This window comes from Niallia sp. FSL W8-0177, from assembly GCF_038006285.1.
Taxonomy (GTDB): Bacteria; Bacillota; Bacilli; order Bacillales; family Cytobacillaceae; genus Niallia; species Niallia circulans_A.
Map to the genome: position 1 here is coordinate 2,030,097 of NZ_JBBOUX010000001.1, position 16,042 is coordinate 2,046,138.

At 33.1% G+C, this 16,042-nt stretch carries 19 protein-coding genes; 7 read left to right on the top strand and 12 right to left on the bottom strand.

The window, feature by feature from the left end:
- Positions 1-74 precede the first annotated feature (74 nt).
- Entirely contained in the window at positions 75-1,373 is a 1,299-nt protein-coding gene (locus tag NST77_RS09980; protein WP_341122941.1) for an arsenic transporter, read from the bottom strand.
- A 16-nt stretch (positions 1,374-1,389) separates the two neighbouring features.
- A complete protein-coding gene (locus NST77_RS09985) occupies positions 1,390-1,749 on the bottom strand; it encodes an ArsR/SmtB family transcription factor (protein WP_095333690.1) in 360 nt (119 codons plus the stop codon).
- A gap of 317 nt (positions 1,750-2,066) precedes the next feature.
- On the opposite strand from NST77_RS09985, the gene NST77_RS09990 reads away from it, so the two are divergent.
- The 3 genes from NST77_RS09990 to NST77_RS10000 all read left to right on the top strand — a co-directional run bounded on the left by NST77_RS09990 (position 2,067) and on the right by NST77_RS10000 (position 4,648).
- Positions 2,067-3,446 (top strand): MATE family efflux transporter, encoded by a 1,380-nt coding sequence (locus tag NST77_RS09990; RefSeq protein ID WP_341122942.1) that lies wholly within the window; start codon positions 2,067-2,069, stop codon positions 3,444-3,446.
- A 264-nt stretch (positions 3,447-3,710) separates the two neighbouring features.
- The gene (locus NST77_RS09995) at positions 3,711-4,193 is read left to right on the top strand and encodes a spore coat protein (protein ID WP_095332069.1); all 483 of its coding nucleotides are present in this window, start codon (positions 3,711-3,713) and stop codon (positions 4,191-4,193) included.
- Between the two features lie 17 nt (positions 4,194-4,210).
- The gene (locus tag NST77_RS10000) at positions 4,211-4,648 is read left to right on the top strand and encodes an Hsp20/alpha crystallin family protein (protein WP_341122943.1); all 438 of its coding nucleotides are present in this window, start codon (positions 4,211-4,213) and stop codon (positions 4,646-4,648) included.
- 44 nt (positions 4,649-4,692) lie between these two features.
- Here NST77_RS10000 and NST77_RS10005 read toward each other — a convergent pair whose 3' ends face one another.
- Together NST77_RS10005 and NST77_RS10010 are read right to left on the bottom strand one after the other, a co-directional pair.
- Positions 4,693-5,196, bottom strand: coding sequence for a GNAT family N-acetyltransferase (locus NST77_RS10005; protein WP_341122944.1), 504 nt, complete (start codon positions 5,194-5,196; stop codon positions 4,693-4,695).
- A 251-nt stretch (positions 5,197-5,447) separates the two neighbouring features.
- Positions 5,448-6,290, bottom strand: coding sequence for a CAP domain-containing protein (locus tag NST77_RS10010; RefSeq protein ID WP_171509677.1), 843 nt, complete (start codon positions 6,288-6,290; stop codon positions 5,448-5,450).
- Positions 6,291-6,746: 456 nt separating this feature from the next.
- Between NST77_RS10010 and NST77_RS10015 the strand changes: the two genes are divergently transcribed.
- Positions 6,747-6,992: a DNA alkylation repair protein gene (locus NST77_RS10015; RefSeq protein ID WP_095332061.1), complete on the top strand. Its 246-nt coding sequence runs from the start codon at positions 6,747-6,749 to the stop codon at positions 6,990-6,992.
- Between the two features lie 94 nt (positions 6,993-7,086).
- Here NST77_RS10015 and NST77_RS10020 read toward each other — a convergent pair whose 3' ends face one another.
- The 5 genes from NST77_RS10020 to deoD form a co-directional block, all read right to left on the bottom strand.
- The gene (locus tag NST77_RS10020; protein ID WP_172860012.1) at positions 7,087-7,911 is read right to left on the bottom strand and encodes a hypothetical protein; all 825 of its coding nucleotides are present in this window, start codon (positions 7,909-7,911) and stop codon (positions 7,087-7,089) included.
- Between the two features lie 97 nt (positions 7,912-8,008).
- Positions 8,009-8,914: a CobW family GTP-binding protein gene (locus NST77_RS10025; RefSeq protein WP_095332059.1), complete on the bottom strand. Its 906-nt coding sequence runs from the start codon at positions 8,912-8,914 to the stop codon at positions 8,009-8,011.
- Positions 8,915-9,055: 141 nt separating this feature from the next.
- Positions 9,056-10,528: a lmo1851 family serine protease gene (locus NST77_RS10030; RefSeq protein ID WP_442757172.1), complete on the bottom strand. Its 1,473-nt coding sequence runs from the start codon at positions 10,526-10,528 to the stop codon at positions 9,056-9,058.
- A gap of 156 nt (positions 10,529-10,684) precedes the next feature.
- Positions 10,685-11,545 (bottom strand): M15 family metallopeptidase, encoded by an 861-nt coding sequence (locus NST77_RS10035; protein WP_249878375.1) that lies wholly within the window; start codon positions 11,543-11,545, stop codon positions 10,685-10,687.
- 84 nt (positions 11,546-11,629) lie between these two features.
- Complete coding sequence (deoD, locus tag NST77_RS10040) at positions 11,630-12,331, bottom strand: purine-nucleoside phosphorylase (protein WP_047940464.1); 702 nt, start codon at positions 12,329-12,331, stop codon at positions 11,630-11,632.
- A 237-nt stretch (positions 12,332-12,568) separates the two neighbouring features.
- Here deoD and NST77_RS10045 point away from each other — a divergent pair, with 237 nt between their 5' ends.
- The gene (locus NST77_RS10045) at positions 12,569-12,694 is read left to right on the top strand and encodes a hypothetical protein (RefSeq protein WP_095259060.1); all 126 of its coding nucleotides are present in this window, start codon (positions 12,569-12,571) and stop codon (positions 12,692-12,694) included.
- Between the two features lie 79 nt (positions 12,695-12,773).
- Here NST77_RS10045 and NST77_RS10050 read toward each other — a convergent pair whose 3' ends face one another.
- Positions 12,774-12,944 (bottom strand): YozD family protein, encoded by a 171-nt coding sequence (locus NST77_RS10050; RefSeq protein WP_095332057.1) that lies wholly within the window; start codon positions 12,942-12,944, stop codon positions 12,774-12,776.
- A 191-nt stretch (positions 12,945-13,135) separates the two neighbouring features.
- On the opposite strand from NST77_RS10050, the gene NST77_RS10055 reads away from it, so the two are divergent.
- Positions 13,136-13,288 (top strand): hypothetical protein, encoded by a 153-nt coding sequence (locus tag NST77_RS10055; RefSeq protein WP_163186240.1) that lies wholly within the window; start codon positions 13,136-13,138, stop codon positions 13,286-13,288.
- Here NST77_RS10055 and NST77_RS10060 read toward each other — a convergent pair.
- Together NST77_RS10060 and NST77_RS10065 are read right to left on the bottom strand one after the other, a co-directional pair.
- Positions 13,285-13,989, bottom strand: coding sequence for a hypothetical protein (locus tag NST77_RS10060; RefSeq protein ID WP_095332055.1), 705 nt, complete (start codon positions 13,987-13,989; stop codon positions 13,285-13,287). The genes NST77_RS10055 and NST77_RS10060 overlap by 4 nt on opposite strands.
- Before the next feature lie 431 nt (positions 13,990-14,420).
- A complete protein-coding gene (locus NST77_RS10065) occupies positions 14,421-14,660 on the bottom strand; it encodes a YozE family protein (RefSeq protein ID WP_047940462.1) in 240 nt (79 codons plus the stop codon).
- A 231-nt stretch (positions 14,661-14,891) separates the two neighbouring features.
- On the opposite strand from NST77_RS10065, the gene NST77_RS10070 reads away from it, so the two are divergent.
- Positions 14,892-15,965 (top strand): SGNH/GDSL hydrolase family protein, encoded by a 1,074-nt coding sequence (locus NST77_RS10070; protein WP_095332053.1) that lies wholly within the window; start codon positions 14,892-14,894, stop codon positions 15,963-15,965.
- Positions 15,966-16,042: the final 77 nt, after the last annotated feature.

The following is a 16,042-nucleotide window of genomic DNA, read 5'->3' on the forward strand; positions in this document are numbered from 1 at the left end:
TCCTAAAAATAATAGTGTATTTTATGATTTATCTTTGCCAGTACTGTTCCCATAAACGATTTTTCTTATGTCTATTAAGAAATGATCGATAGCCATAAGTATAAACCAATTAATGTAATCAAAAGGGTTGGAATGGTTAAAATAATTCCCGTCTTAAAGTAAGTTCCCCATGAAATCTTGACCCCTTTTTGCGACAATACATGAAGCCATAATAAAGTTGCTAATGAACCTATAGGCGTGATTTTTGGTCCTAAATCAGAGCCGATAATATTAGCATAAATTAAGCCTTCTTTTATTACTCCTGTTGCATTTGTATCCGCTATAGCTAAAGCATCAATCAAAACAGTAGGCATATTATTCATAATAGAAGAAATAACAGCTGCAATAAATCCCATACCGATTGTCGCAATCAACAAGCCTTGGTCGGCAGCTACTTGAATAAGACTTGATAACAAGCCTGTTAACCCTACATTACGAAGTCCGTAAATGACTACATACATTCCGATCGAAAAGAAAACAATTGACCATGGAGCTCCCTTTATTACATTTCTGATAGATACTGCTTTGCTTCGTCTTGCAAAAATAAGAAATACAAGAGCAATGCCGCCAACAACAGCGGATACCGGAATCGCCAGAACTTCACTGCCTAAATATCCAATTAGAAGAAAGGCTAAGATTATCCAGGAAATCCGGAACATTTGTCGATCCTTAATAGCTTCTGCTGGCAACCTTAGATGGTTTAAATCATATATTTTAGGAATTCTCTTATGGAAGTAGAGATATAGAACAAGCATACTTGCCAATAAAGAAAATAGATTTGGTATAATCATTCTAGAAGCATATTCAACAAATCCGATTCCAAAAAAATCAGCAGAAACAATATTTACTAAATTACTGACGACTAGGGGTAAGGACGTGGTATCCGCAATAAAACCACTTGCCATAATAAATGGAAAAACCATTCTTTCTTCTAACTTTAATGCTCGAACCATTGACAGCACAATCGGTGTTAAAATAAGCGCTGCACCATCGTTTGCGAATAATGCTGCCACAAGAGCACCTAAAAGGGAAACATAGAAAAACATTTTTAGCCCGCTTCCATTGGCCATTCGAGTCATATGTAGTGCTGCCCATTCAAAAAAACCTATTTCGTCTAAAATAAGGGAGATGATGATAATGGCGATGAATGCAAGTGTTGCATTCCAAACAATTCCAGTCACATCTGCAACATCATGAAAATCTACTACCCCGACTAATAAAGCTAATATCGCTCCCCCGCAAGCAGACCAACCAATAGAAAGGTTTTTGGGCTGCCAAATCACAAAAGTTAATGTTAATAAAAAAATAATAATTGCTAAAAATGTGTGTAGCAAATCAAGACTACCTCCATTAGTTACATAATATTTTAATGCCTTTTTCTTTTAACCTTGTCATTTTTCCATGCTGACTTGGTATATGCTGTAAAAGTTCATTTATCAATCCATCATATTGACTTGCTTTATTTAATGAATAGAAGACCCATTGACCTTTCTTCTGTTCTTTAACAATCCCTAAGTCCCTCATTTTACGTAGATGCTGGCTGATAGCTGGCTGCGACATATTATATATTTCTACCAATTCGCATACACAGCATGCTTGTTCAGACAACAAACTAACAATTGATAACCTTGTCTTATCTCCAAGCAGTTTTAACACATCTGCTGTCTCTTTTAAAGATAATACATTTAAAGATTGGTCTTTGTTACTCATTTTATCCACCCTCATTTTATGTATTATAAATAAGCATATGCTTATTTATTTATGAATCAGGTAACAAAAAACATATAGGTACTTAAAAGTATTTGCTATCCCATTATCTACACCAATTGAATAGAAAAAAGCGGTGCTACCCTTTCATATTTTTAACTTTCATGATAAGGGGAATACTAATACTTTGCAAGTAAAAAAAGAATGCGATTCCTCTTCCTATTTGCGAACAATTTAGAAGTTTTCGTTTTTTTCTCTCCTTCAATCTCCTTATATATGATATAATACGAAACGTTATTGTTAAGAAAGAGGACAAGCAGATGAAACAAACATATTCTATAAAACAAAAGCTTTCTCAAATGATTATTATTTTATTTCCTGTATTGGTTACGCAGGTTGGTATTTTTGCATTAAGTTTTTTTGATACGACGATGTCTGGACATTATAGTCCTGTTGATTTAGCCGGAGTAGCAGTCGGCAGCTCCTTGTGGACGCCAATATATACAGGACTTAGTGGTATATTGCTGGCTTTACCTCCAATTGTCTCCCAATTAATGGGGAAAAATGAGCAAAAAGGCGTATCTTTTTCTGTTATCCAAGCAGCATACTTATCTTTTACTATGGCTATCGCCTTATTAATTATTGGTTATTTCTGTTTAGATTCAATTCTTGCAAATCTCGGCTTAGAACAGGATGTCTATAGAGTCGCATATCATTACTTAATCGCATTGAGTACCGGAATTATACCTATTTTTCTATACTTTGTACTGCGTTCTTTTATTGATTCTCTTGGCCAGACGCAAATTTCCATGTTTATAACGTTAATTGCAATACCGATTAATATTCTCTTAAATTATGCACTGATCAATGGTATTTGGATTTTTCCTGAATTAGGTGGAGTGGGAACTGGGTATGCAACAAGTATTACTTATTGGGTTATGCTCTTTATTGCGGTTTATATCGTTCATAAAAAACACCCTTTTGTAGCTTTTCAGTTATTTAGCCACTTTCCGACTATATCATGGAGTAAATGGAAAGAGATATTGACAATTGGCGTCCCGATTGGTTTTTCTGTATTCTTTGAAACAAGTATTTTTAGTGCAGTAACGATTTTAATGAGCAATTATGATACAAATACAATTGCTGCCCACCAATCAGCAATTAATTTTGCATCTCTTTTGTATATGGTTCCCCTCAGCATTTCTACCGCATTAACCATTCTAGTTGGTTATGAAGTGGGAGCTAGACGTATGAAAGATGCCAAAACATATAGTTGGTTAGGTGTTGGGCTTGCTATAAGCATCGCATTTATAAGTGGAATGATTCTTTTGACGTTTCGAACTAACATTGCTGGTATTTATACAAATGACTGGGAGGTTCTCCAATTAACAGCCCACTTTCTTATTTACGCGATATTCTTTCAACTATCTGATGCAATTCAAGCACCAATCCAAGGAGCTTTGCGAGGGTATAAAGATGTAAATGTTACCCTTCTCATGAGTTTTCTATCATATTGGGTGATAGGTCTACCTAGCGGATATCTTCTTGCTGCCTACACTAACTTAGGCCCCTTCGGCTATTGGATTGGTCTCATTATCGGCCTTGCAACCGGTGCAATTTTCTTAACAAGCCGACTATTTAAAATTCAAAAACACAAATTTAGTGATAAACAATATAAAAATAAAAAAGCTGAGACATAAGAATTTTAAACCAAATACCCCCGAACAATTATACGTACACACTAAAAAATTCGTTTAATTGTTTGGGGATTTTTTTAGAAAGCAGGTTTTTGGAAAATTACATACAAACTGAATATACTTTGCTTTCCATGAGCGAGCGCCAAGCCTCGCTGTTTAAAACGAAACCTTATCCTAATCTTCCTCTAGGCAAATACACACTTTTAGCATGTATGAATACAATAAAAAATAAGCATATATTTGTAAGTGAGAAAGGATGAATTTCCAATGTTCCCGTGGAATTTATTCCCTTTTAATAAAGACGCCAAAAGTAGAATGGACCAAATGAATCCGCAAGATATCCAAAAGTATGTGCAAGAAATGATGGATAAACTCATGCCTGAATCTCTGCAAAAAATGGAACCAGAGAAAATGTTCCAAAGCTTTTCAAAAGAAGCAAATTTTCGTAAAGATAACATTAACCATGCCGAAAAATTTAATTATATTGTTTTTGAGACGCATCATCATGTCTATGTCCGAATCCCTATCCTCGATAGCAGTTGGTTAGAGCATATTAAAATTTTCTATACTTCCAATCAACTAATTATACAACATATTCCCTTATTTGAAGATAAGCATACAATTACCCTTCCAGCAATTGTTCGTAAAAAAGGATCTGTCGCACTTTATAAGGATGATATTTTGGAAATAAGAATTCTAAAGAATATTGATATTCACTATTCAGAGATTGATGTTACAGAAATGAATTAATAGAAAGAGGAGAATTTATGAGTTTTGATAACTTAAAAAAAATCTATCAATTTTCAGAGAATAGTCATAAGAAAGACTACTGGAAAGATATGTTTGAACCAAGTGAAAAAGAGTGGTTCTCCCATCCAGCTGCATCCATAAAAAATAGTGATGCTTTTCCTGCTTGCGATTTTTATCTATTTCATTCTCGATATTATATTGACATAGAATTACCAGGGATAGATTTGAATCAGCTTTCGATTCATTTAAATAACAATCAGCTGCGTATAGAAGGTTATTATCAAACCATCATTCCTGATTGTGCCTATCTATCAAAAGAACGGCAGAATAAACATTTCATTAAGAATATAAAAATACCCGCATATGTAAAGGAAAAAGAGATCAACAAGAAATATGAGAATGGAATATTGCAGCTTTCCTTCCCCTGTAAAGAAATGAGAAAGGAGGGAATGTAGACTTCCCTCCTTTCCTTTATCCTCTTTAAAATGACTGATTATAATTATAGAAATAATTTATCATAGCAATAAAACGGTTTGTCTTTCCCTTCAAAAAATGTCGAACCAACCTTATTATATCCATTCTTCACAAATAAGTTTTGGGCCTTATCATTTAATGAATATGTATCCGTTTTTAAGTAAAAAATATCTTGTTCAATCGCATACACTTCAGCAAATGCTAATAAATTACTTGCAATGCCGCCTCCACGGATATCAGAATCAACGACTAATCGGTGTATAACCATGTATTCCTTATTATCATAGCTCCAATTAATTTTCTCATAACTTTTACCGCCAATTTGATCTATTGTAATGGATCCAACGACTTTATCATCCATAATAGCTAAAAAAAGATTATTGTTTTCGATATCAGCCAGGAAGCTGGCTTCGTTTGGATATTTATGAGACCATTGATCATTACCTTCCTCTTGCATAATAACTAAAGCCTTTTTTACTATCTCCATAATTGCAGCTAAATCATCTATATGTCCTTGTCTAATTTCCACAAATAATTTCTCCTATACAATAAATTTATCACCTGATGCCCTATTCTTTAGTTTGCTTTATATAAAAGTAGATATTCAGGAAAAATCATTATATAAATTTCTACTCAAAAATACCACTATTTTGTTTAAAAATAGCTCTCCTTTCTTGAATTTCCATTTTTCAGATAAAAAGATGTTTGAAATACAAAAAAATACAGCCACGTCATCAATTAAAACGAAGCTGTATTTATAAACTTGCAGAAAAGATATGCTTATTTACCAATAAATTGTTGAGTCCAGTAATTACCATTTTCTACATAGCCAACACCAATATGGGTAAATTTATTGCTTAAAATATTCGCACGATGCCCTTCACTATTCATCCATGCATTTACTACTTCTTCTGGGGTTCTTTGACCTTTGGCAATATTTTCTCCTGCTGCTTTATACGTTACACCAAATTGTTTCATCATATCAAATGGGCTTCCGTATGTTGGGCTTGTATGATCAAAATAATTATTTGCACTCATATCTTGTGACTTTGCTTTTGCAACTTTACTTAATTCATTATCTAAAGTAAGTGCTGGCAAGCCATTCTTCGCTCTTTCTTTATTCGTTAAATCTACTACTTGCTTTTCAAATGCGCTGACGGAAGAACTTGCATTAGCTGAATTATTTTTTGTAGATTCAGAAGTAGTATTTTGTTGTGTTGTTGTATTAGGTTTTGAATTTGATTGCTGTTGTACATTATTAGTTTCTTTTGGTTTTGCTGTTTCTTTCTGTGTTTCTTTTGGTTTTGCTGTTTCTTTTGGTTTCACTGTTTCTTTTTGTACTTCTTTTTGCGTATCCTTTTGTTTAGTAATAGGATAATATGCTTGTTGTTTATCCATTGATCCTATTAATTCATTCAAAACTTTATCTATATCTATATGATAATTAGAAGCTATATTATGAAAAATTTTATTTAGCTGTTCTTCTGAAAGATTGTGTGCTTGATAGATTGTTTTGGCTTCCTGTGGTTGAACAGTTGAAGCTTCCGCTTTATTTGCGAGTGGAGTAGCCATCAATAACGTTGAAGCTGCTGCCACTGAAAAAATTAAATTCTTCTTTTTCATTGTTTATTTCCTCCTTGGTTGTCCAAATCGAAATAGTCATAGATTTTGTTGTTTCGACTTACAACAACATCTTACCATACGTTTTTTTGTCATATTTCTGGATATTAAAACCAATAGAAGGAAATAGGAAGCATTTCTCATGGGTAAAAAAGGAATATATAATAGGTTAATAGCTATATCAACTAATTTTTTCTCTTTATTTCTCGAAAGAGGATATGGATAAAAAAACCTTTTTTTCTATTTTTTTAAAGTATAACTATATTTTAGAGTAAATTACATACTTGACAGACTTTTTGGGACTGCCTTTAAATAACATTAAAGACAAACAGTTTACAAAAATTTAGTGTTTGTTACAAACACTCATAATTCATTCTCATTTCTTCTATATGCATAAAAAACGGTAAATTTGGAAACCTAATATGGATTAATATACCTTATAAAGAATGGAGTAATGATATGAACAAACCGTATTGCTGCCCCAATTGCAAAACAAATCGCAGTCGCTTTAATATTATTCAGCAAGTTCCTCAATCCGTTAAGGTCGATCCGCAAACTGGTCAGGTTTTAGAGGAATATTCATCTGAGAATTTATCCCCTTTCCATATGGGATATTCTGGTCCAGATTATCGAGTTCAATGCGCTGCTTGTGGTTTGGTTGAAGATGAAAAAACCTTTATTAAATTTGGAGAAATGAAAGGATAAGAAATAAATTTACTCAGTTTATTATTTAAACTAGTAAAAAAACCCCAGCACTACAAGATTTAAAAGTGCTGGGATTTTCTTTTATAGGAACTATTCAAATGGATGAATCTTCAACCTTCACCTTCCATCCTTCTAATGGTGAAGTCCGAACTAATACTAGGTCTTTTTTCATATTTCTTGTTCTGGCATTTTTCATATATACATTACACTCAATGGCAAGAGTAACTTGTAGTGCTTGCTCATAAACCTTTGGCTTAACTTCATTTAAACGATTTATCTTAATATTCTCTATCAAAGCAAGTTCTGAAGACCAATCTTGCTTCGTTGTAATGTATGATAAAATGGTTGCATCCTTTTCTTTTATCCCTGCGATAAAGGCTTTGACTGCATCGTTTGGATTCATTTGTTCTAAGTACTGTCTTAATTGACCTGCTGCTTTATAGACCATTAATTTATGAGAAAAATCCATCTTCTCTGTTTTATGTGTTGTGCTTCCTAAAAAATGCACACAAAAATGTCCAGGAAAGTTGTTTGCTAAGGCACCTGCTCCATGGGGCATGCCATGCATAGATGCTGCGAACCATTGATCATTTACCATAATGAGAATCGCTCTTCTTCTCCAACTCCATTTCCCTTCATAAATTTCTTTCATTATCTTTGTATCTTTTACAGTTAATGGCTGTACATCTGCATGTTGGCTGCCTGCTCTCCGTTGTACCTTAAACTGATTACCTGTTTCAATATCTAAAATCGTAAACTTGCTATATTTTGGAATCCTCTCATTAATCACGTTCCATGATAATAATTGAATATCAAAACTAATCGGAGAATAAATATTTTCTTCGGCTCCCTTCACTAGGGGTACAGGAATTATAAGAATATAACAAAGAAAAAGTAACAGGAAATTTTTTTTGTTCACAATAAACCACCTTCAATAGGATTTTTACTATTGAAAGTTTGCCCTATTTTCTTCTCTATACTCTAATTTACCTTCATTTGTTAAAATGTCATACCATTTATAATTGATCCAACGCTGCCTCTATCTTCTTCCAATCAACATTTTCTCCAATGAATACCATATTCAATGGCATTTTCATGTCTTCTCTCATAAATAAAGGCATGCCGTATGAATACTGAAATAAGTCTGGATGTTTTGCTTGGTGAAATTGAACATATCCCTTTATGCGATAAATCGTATCAGGCAACGCTCTTAAGAAATCTTCAAATTGGTCTGCTCCAATGCTCTTTTGAAATGTATACACAAATGTACTTAAATGCAAGCTATGGATGGAGGTTTTTTCGATATCCTTATAGACATGACTTGCCATTTGGAGTAATTTTTCAAAAGGAAATTTAGAAAAATTAGTCAGCACACTAAAAGCATGTGGATTAATCGATTGAAGCTCAAAACTAATTTTGGCTTTTTCAGCTTCAGTTAACTGATCTTCTTTATTAATAATTAATATACTTGCGTGCCTTGCTTGCTCAAGAATAAGTTGTTGAATTGGTGCATTTAACGCTGATCGCTCAAGCCACTGTCTTCCATCTATAACTGTTATGATTCCTTTAAACCGTAGACGATTGGCAAAAAGAGGAGAAAGAATCCCATCTATCGTTTCAACAGGATGTGCAGCCCCTGTTGTTTCAAAATAAATAACATCTGGTTTTTCTTCCACTAATAAAGTTTGTATTTGCGCTTCCACTTCATCTTGGATTGTGCAGCATACACACCCACCAAGTAACTCTTTTAATGGAATATCACCATCTATTTCGTTGGAGTCTATGGAAATCCTGCCTAATTCATTCATTAAGACAGCCACTTTTCTACCAAGCTCTTGTTCCTTTTTTAATATTTCTTTTAATAATGTTGTTTTTCCACTGCCTAAAAATCCAGAAAGGACGTATATATCTGTTTGTTTCATCTTATATCTTCCTTTATTTATATTAATTTTTGCGAAAAGGATCATGCATACTTTCACTACTTGTCATACAATGGCTTACTTTTAAAAGCAACCTAAGAAAAAGAGGATGACAATTGTCTGTCACCCTTTTTCATGAAAGTCTTATTTTTTCATTTCATCTTTTAATACTTCTATTGCTTTTTTCATTTGTGTATCTGATTTTTGAAGTTTTTCCCGGAGTTTATTCATTAATTCTGTTGTTGTTTTTCCAGTAATAATTCCATCTTCTTTTAATTTTTCTTTCTTTTGAAATTCTTTTACAGTCTTTTCCGTACTATCATCAAAATAGCCATTTGTATTGTCTACATCATATCCTAATGCTTTCAACATTTCTTGCGCCGTTTTAACTTCTTCTGAATTACTGCCTTTTTTCAATTTGCTTTCTGGATTAATCATTGTTAGGCTTGCATAACTTGGAAGTTCTACTTTATAGGTTGGCTCAATCCCTTTTTCATGAATCCAGCTACCGTTTGGTGTCAACCACTTATCGACCGTAAATTTAATATTACTTCCATCTGTGAAACTTTTTGCTTGTTGAACAGTTCCTTTTCCAAACGACTTAACGCCAACAAGCGGAACATTGGCAGATTGATTAACAGCACCAGCTAATATTTCTGAGGCACTTGCACTTCCACCATCAATTAACACAACAAGTGGAATGTCCATATTGCTGCTATTTTGCGAAGTAACTTTTTCTACGGTTCCATCTTTATGTTCGATTTGATAAATAATTTCCCCATCTGGAACAAATAGACCAGCAATTTTCTTGACTTCTTCTAGTAACCCACCTGGATTATGACGTAAATCAAGAACTATGCCTTTCATACCATCTTCTTGATATTTATTTAAGATATCAACTAATTCCGTTGCTGTATGCTCCGAGAAGCTAGTTATTTGGATTTTGGCAATTTTGTCTTTACCCATTTCTCCATAAACAGTCTCAATCGGGATCGTATCTCTTGTAATCGTCATTTTTAACGGTTCACTTGCACCAGAACGTTCTATTTCTAATTCAACATTTGTTCCCTTTTCACCGCGAATTAAAAGAACAGCTTCTGAAGAACTCATTCCTTGTAATGACTTACCGTCTACTGTCAGAATTTTATCATTCGGTTTTATGCCTGCCTTTTCAGCTGGTGATCCTTTTATTGGCGATACTACTACAATGCTATCATTTAACTGCTGAATTTCTGCTCCAATGCCTTCAAAGGAGGAGGAAATACTTTGTTGAAAGTTTCCAGCCTCTTCTTCATTCATATAATCAGAATAAGGGTCATCAAGTGCTGTAAACATACCGTCAATAGCACCATTCACTAAATCCACTGAATTTAAATCTTTGTAATAGTTATCCATTAATGTATCATACGCTGTATAAAGTTTATTGAATTCTTCCCTCTGATTATTTACCTTAACTGCAGGTTCATCACCAAAAGAAAAGGCAATTGTTGTAATCCCAGCAGCGGCAATAACTACTACAAATAAAAGCATGACAAAATAAAACTTCTTAATTTTTATATACCCTTGCTCACTTTCTTGCTCTATTTCTTTTTCTGTATTATTGTTACCATTATCCAAATGCTTCACCACTTTCGTTTCCAAGAGAGTTTTACACTATGTATGGAAATAGAATACCATGTTTATTTTTACTTAATCAAATGTAAGGAAACTTATTCTATTAATAGGGAATAGAAAAGGAATGATTAATGAGATATTCCTTTTCTGCACCCTAGCTTATATTTTTCGTACAACCTTAAAATATTCTTCTAAAGTCCAGTCATTTTCATAAATATCTTTTGCAGATTTTTTACCTACATATCGGAAATGCCACGGTTCAAATTTATATTGCGTGATTTTCTCCTTCCCTTTTGGATAACGAAGAATAAATCCATATAAATGAGCATTTTCCTTTAACCATTTTCCCTCTTTTGTTTCACCGAATCCCTCTGTTAATAAGAAGTCGGCACTCTCACTTGATATATCCATAGCAAGCCCTGTTTGATGCTCGCTATTTCCAGGGTATGCAACGGCTTGTACTGCTTTCTCTTCTCCTACCCGGCTAACCTCTGCATCATAAACCTCGGTTTGACGATTATAAGAACGATATCCAGAAACTGCATAAAGTGTAATGCCACTTTTCTTCGCACCGTTAAACATGTCCTCCAATGCCTTTGCCGCTTCTTTTCTCATATAACTTTTTTCAATATCTTGATTACCGAATGAAAATTCAACTTTAGGTCTCACTAAATCCTCTGGAGCATATCCATCTGGTAAGCCAAATTCTTTATTGACGAGCGAAACAATATTTGTCGGGTTTTGAATGACCTTTCTACCATCTACTTCTTTTATGTCATTAAAAAAAACAGACTCTAGTGTCCAAGGGTTTTTTTCTTCTTCTGATACTTTCTCTGGAGCTTGTTGTTCCTCATCCTTGACCTGATCTTCTTTGTTAACTGGTTGTTCCACTTCTTGCTCCTTTTCATTTTTATCCCAAAAAGAAACTTTATCTTGTATTGATTTTAAATCTACTTTTTCACACCCCGTTAACATTGCAATCGCTAATGCTAAAGAAGAGATGGCTACTGATTTCTTCATTTATGTCACCTTACATATCATTAAATTTTCTAACTACTGGATTTTATAAAGGTATGCAAAAAGCATACCTTTTTCTATTATTAATTATTTTATTGCTGCTTCTAATGCCACTTCAATCATTTCATTAAATGTGGTTTGTCTTTCATGTGCTGTTGTTTCTTCACCAGTTAAGATATGATCACTTACCGTTAAAACAGAAAGTGCTTTGCGATTAAATTTAGCAGCTATCGTGTAAAGTGCAGCTGTCTCCATTTCTATTGCTAAGATTTGATATTTCGCCCATTTTTCCAGCTCGGAATTGTCGTTATAAAACATATCTGCGGTAAAGACATTTCCTACCTTTAAAGAGAGTCCTTTGTCCAATCCACTATCATACGCTTTCTTAAGCAAATCAAAGTCTGCAGTTGGCGCGTAATCTACTCCCCCAAATGTTAAGCGATTCATTTGAGAATCGGTTGAAGCACTCATTGCAAGAATGACGTCTCTTACTTTTACATCTTTTTGGATAGCGCCACATGTACCAACACGAATTAGGTTTTGGACATTGTAGCTGCTAATTAATTCATTAATATAGATAGAAATAGATGGAACACCCATCCCTGTACCTTGTACGCTAATTCTTTTTCCTTTATATGTCCCTGTATAGCCAAACATATTACGAACTTCATTATAGCACACTGCATCTTCTAAGAAATTTTCAGCAATATATTTTGCTCTTAAAGGATCCCCTGGAAGTAAGACTGTTTCTGCAATTTCCTGTTCTTTTGCACCAATATGTACACTCATTTTTATTTCCTCCAATTGACACTCATTTCATTGTTTCTATCCAAATATTACATGCTTATGAAAACTTCACTATTTGTACTATATCATATTCTAATATGCTGTAAAACATATTTAATTTTAGCATAACAATTTTTCATAAGGTTATACTAAAATTAGTTTTCCTACACTAAGTGAGGCAAAACTATTTTCATCCTATTTTATAGGAAAATAAAGTATTCTTTCAGGAGGGGGATTATAATGGGCAAAAAACATCGAAATAGGATTAATTCTCCAAAGAAAAATAATCATATACCAAAAGAGGCTATTATTGCTGAACAGGAAGCGCATGGAAAAGAATACTCTGCAACCGGTCGCAAACGATAATATGACATTTCAAGCTTTCAGAGTATTATAAAATTATGTATAAAAAAATGGTGAGATTTCCTCACCATTTTTATTATCTTTATTCATCAATTTCTTCGTCAATAATGCATTTGTCTAATAAATATTCGAATGTAATGTCAGCCAATTCTTCAATTTCACCTTCACTAGGAACGAATCCCCTTTTTAATAGCTCACGAAAGAAAAACTCTGCTATTTCCTCAGTATCAATAATTACGTCGATTTCTTTCATGCTTATCGCCCCCTTTTTTAAAGAATATATGTGACATTAAGAAAAAAATGCTTTCACAATAAAATTATCTGACAAAACAGTCTTTTTTTCAAGAAATATTATCTTTAGTCTATAGAAAATTAATTGGAAAAGTAGACATGTTCAGCAGCAGGTCCACATATAGTTTAAATAAAAAAGGGAGGCATCGAAAAATGAATAAAATCCAATACCTATTCGAAGAAATAAAAATAGATTTAAATGAAGAAAACAGTGAAATCCTCACTATCTTTCATTCCCTTTTACAAAAGCTTTTTGCCCTTCTAGTCATTAGCAGCATACCGATGTTTATCTATCTATTATTCTAGATTTTCGTTTCATTGTCTTTATCAGATCTACTGCTGACCAACTTGAGTTTTCGAAGAGTTAACTTCATAACCTGTTCATATTCGATATCTTTGAATAAAGAATATAAAATACTGTAATCATTATAGATATCTAGCAATCCGTCAATGAGCTCTTTCTTCTCCTTACTTCTTTCTAATAATTCTTTTTCTGTCTGCTGGAAAGAGCTATTTGACTTTTTTAACTCAATGGATTTTTGTTTTTTATCCAATATATAGAGTAGTCCTAATTTTTGTATAAATGAATCCGCGCTATCTGCATCTGCTACCAAGGTTAATTCATCTTCCCCTGCTTCTAGCCATTCTCCATCACTTACTCTAGAAAGCTCATAAATTACATCTTCCCATGCATCGTTTTTATATCTCCAAATTTCTGTTCGAAAACCCATTATTTTAAAAAGATTGGATCCATATCCTTTCACTTTTACTAAATCACCAATAAAGAAACGATACTCAATATCAATTTTCTCTGAATCCATAATTTCACCATCATACTCAGAAAGCATTTGCAAACTGGATTCCAAATATAAACCTTCACTTTTATTTACTTCATATACATGCATATGATCCAAATATTTTACGTCCGTGATTTTTCCTACTGTTCCGTATATCGTGATCACAACAGTATCACCAATTTTGAATTTAGGTTTTTTTCGATTCGCCATAATAACAAATCCTCTCTAAACAAGATTGTGTGGCATTGCCTATTTATGCGGTTTTCCCCCACACTCTTGAGTAGAATATTTGATCTATGAAGATGGGGGATATTAAAGGAATATAATCCTATCTTCAGTTACCATGTAATTTCCATCCTTTTTCGTCTATACTTTCACTTATTTGGTACTACTATCATATGCAATAAATCACTATTCGCGCATAAAAATTCTTTGTCTTCTGAATTGTGTTATTTATCCAACATTTCTTAAACGGTTTATTCATTATATGTATATATGTTAATAGGAAGAATACTTTCCAATGTTTAAGTACGGGCTGCAGCTCTTCCTTTTTTCTTAATATTTTAAGGAATAATTAACCTTTTAGGTTGGCCACAATATGAGAATAAAAAAACATCCAAACAAATTATCGTTGGATGTTATCAATAGCTATAATTCTTCTTTTCTTCTTGAAATAAATATTTCTCCCATGCCTCATCAAATATACGCATGCTTGGAAGATAATGACCATTTAATTCTAGATAATCGCTTATTTCATCATAATCAAAACTATTTTTGGGGAAATCATGATCAAGATAAGCTTCATTCGCAAATTCGCTAATTTGATCATTTGGTTCGGGATGTCTAAACTTCATAAGAAAATGATAAAAGGATTTAGTCATGATCTCACCTTCCTTGATCGATAGATATAACGTATACTATACATAATTGAAAATAATGGTGCAAGTGATTTAGCTGAATTTAAACTCATTCTATAGCAATTAGCAGGAGCGCCTAAATTACTAATCTTTCTAAATACAATAAAATTACTGGTTACCTTGTACTTCTGGAGGGTAATTTAATGAACAGAGTTGATATTCGTTAATTAATAAGGAGGGTAATAAAAAAGCAAAATGAAAAAGGGTTTGAAATATTTTATTTACTCTCTCATTTTTATTGTCATAATCAGCATGACATATGTATTGGTTCATTCTGAACAACCGAAAAGAAATGTCTACGATAAAATTATTGATGGAAAACAAGTGAACTATTTAATTGTTGGCGATAGTATTGGCAGGAGTTCAGGCGCAAGCAACAACCATCGAAAATGGTTTCACCTTGTGGAAAGGAGCTTAACAAAAAAATATGGAGGCTCATTTAAGAAACAGTTAGTAGTTCAAAGCGGAGCCACTGCATTTGAGGGATTATATAAATTGAAAAATAGTTTATCTAATAATATTGATTTAGTATTTATTGTATTTGGAGAAAATGATCGAAAATATATGGATGATAAGCAATTTTATTTTTTTTATCAATCTTTATTAGAAGAGGTTGTGTACCGTTATCCGGATGCAGAATTAATAACAATCACAGAAAGCAGTCTGGATAATGAGGATTTTGTGAACGTTATAAAAAAATTATCTAAAAATTTTTATGCAACAAATATTGATATGAGACTTCCTTTTCGAGAATCTAGATTATCGCCTGAGCGATTAACAAATGATCTTGTACATCCAAATGACTATGGGTATTATCTATATGCTCAAGAAATCGTTGATACGCTGCAAAAAGCAATTCACGACAAAAAAACAGTACTAACTTCTACTATACCTGTTAATGAGGTATCTAGTTTGGAGATGAAAACCAGTTATCCTATTGAATCAATCGATCCTTCTTTTCGAAAGAAAGATGGTTATTATACATCCAGTAAGATTGGCGCTAATATTGAATATCATTTTACTGGTCCTTTTTTAGGGGTAAACGTAATCAGAAGCGAAAAAGGCGGAATGATGGATGTTTTTATAGACAATAACTATGTAACTACTATTTCCACATGGTGGCCATTTAAAAAAGAAAGATCACTTTATGTCACGAGCGGCCTAAAAGATACGGACCATAAAGTTACTTTTCAAATTTCTGCACATAAATCAAGATATAATATAACCGATCAACATTTGATCCAAGTATCTTCTATTATCACTAATTAGCAAAAAATTACTTCCTTGAAGAAAAGGGGATGCCTTGATAGGTATCCCCTTTTCTTTTATTGAGGGTGAGACATAAG

What these genes read in the sequence shown, in the direction of transcription:
- NST77_RS09985 (WP_095333690.1), bottom strand. Translation starts at nt 1,749, where the DNA reads ATGAGTAACAAAGACCAATCTTTAAATGTATTATCTTTAAAAGAGACA.
- NST77_RS09990 (WP_341122942.1), top strand. Translation starts at nt 2,067, where the DNA reads ATGAAACAAACATATTCTATAAAACAAAAGCTTTCTCAAATGATTATT.
- NST77_RS09995 (WP_095332069.1), top strand. Translation starts at nt 3,711, where the DNA reads ATGTTCCCGTGGAATTTATTCCCTTTTAATAAAGACGCCAAAAGTAGA.
- NST77_RS10000 (WP_341122943.1), top strand. Translation starts at nt 4,211, where the DNA reads ATGAGTTTTGATAACTTAAAAAAAATCTATCAATTTTCAGAGAATAGT.
- NST77_RS10010 (WP_171509677.1), bottom strand. Translation starts at nt 6,290, where the DNA reads ATGAAAAAGAAGAATTTAATTTTTTCAGTGGCAGCAGCTTCAACGTTA.
- NST77_RS10015 (WP_095332061.1), top strand. Translation starts at nt 6,747, where the DNA reads ATGAACAAACCGTATTGCTGCCCCAATTGCAAAACAAATCGCAGTCGC.
- NST77_RS10025 (WP_095332059.1), bottom strand. Translation starts at nt 8,914, where the DNA reads ATGAAACAAACAGATATATACGTCCTTTCTGGATTTTTAGGCAGTGGA.
- NST77_RS10035 (WP_249878375.1), bottom strand. Translation starts at nt 11,545, where the DNA reads ATGAAGAAATCAGTAGCCATCTCTTCTTTAGCATTAGCGATTGCAATG.
- deoD (WP_047940464.1), bottom strand. Translation starts at nt 12,331, where the DNA reads ATGAGTGTACATATTGGTGCAAAAGAACAGGAAATTGCAGAAACAGTC.
- NST77_RS10045 (WP_095259060.1), top strand. Translation starts at nt 12,569, where the DNA reads ATGGGCAAAAAACATCGAAATAGGATTAATTCTCCAAAGAAAAATAAT.
- NST77_RS10050 (WP_095332057.1), bottom strand. Translation starts at nt 12,944, where the DNA reads ATGAAAGAAATCGACGTAATTATTGATACTGAGGAAATAGCAGAGTTT.
- NST77_RS10055 (WP_163186240.1), top strand. Translation starts at nt 13,136, where the DNA reads ATGAATAAAATCCAATACCTATTCGAAGAAATAAAAATAGATTTAAAT.
- NST77_RS10060 (WP_095332055.1), bottom strand. Translation starts at nt 13,989, where the DNA reads ATGGCGAATCGAAAAAAACCTAAATTCAAAATTGGTGATACTGTTGTG.
- NST77_RS10065 (WP_047940462.1), bottom strand. Translation starts at nt 14,660, where the DNA reads ATGACTAAATCCTTTTATCATTTTCTTATGAAGTTTAGACATCCCGAA.
- NST77_RS10070 (WP_095332053.1), top strand. Translation starts at nt 14,892, where the DNA reads ATGAAAAAGGGTTTGAAATATTTTATTTACTCTCTCATTTTTATTGTC.